1 protein-coding gene is annotated in these 756 nt (G+C 44.8%); it reads right to left on the minus strand.

The genetic code is table 11. The annotated features are described in order from the left end of the window. A partial coding sequence (locus tag R8N49_RS26715) for a methyltransferase (RefSeq protein ID WP_318190397.1) occupies positions 1-701 on the minus strand: 701 nt, incomplete at its 3' end. Between the last annotated feature and the right edge of the window lie 55 nt (positions 702-756).

Here is a 756-nt window from a genome sequence, read left to right on the forward strand (position 1 = left end):
GCGTTGATATCACACATCTCAATCGCAATTTCTGGGTTTGCTTTCGCCATGAACGCGCCTAAAACACCGGCACCACAACCAAAATCGAGCACTTTGCCTGACAAGTTAGGTAAGGTTTCCAGTAGTAGACGGCTGCCTAAGTCAAACTCACCATGACTGAATACGCCCGGTAAACTTTTTACTGTAAGTGACTGCTCACCAAGGGTTACCGTGTAAGACTTAAACCAATCTTCTTGATTGAATGGCTTTGGCTCATTTAAGCAATTACCCCAGTAGAAAGAGCAGCGGCGAGCTGAGTCGTATTTGTTCACAGGGCCATATTCTTTGAACATCTTTTCAATGCTCTTTACACCGGAACGGTTTTCACCGACAACCACAATCTCCGTGTTCACGCCGAGTTTAGCCATGAGCATGGCAAGCAAATATTCGGCTTCTGCTTTCGCTTTTGGCCAATACAGCAGGAGCATGTCGGCTTGAGTATCCACATCAAATTCAGAACCAAAATGGCTTTTTATTTTGTCTGAGTGACGGATTTGACGGAAATAGCTGTAGTTTGAAGTAAAGACTTCGACCGATTCACAGTGTGCGGTCAGTTCCAGAGGGAACATATCTTCGACTTCACCTGCAACTAAAACATGTTTTCCGTTGAAGTACTCTAGCTGACGCTGAGCGATTTGGCTTGGAGCGATATAGGCAGACATAAATTTGGTTCATCAGAAATAATTAGGGCCAGATTTTCGCACAATCTGGCCCAAG

This window comes from Vibrio sp. 1978 (assembly GCF_033344345.1).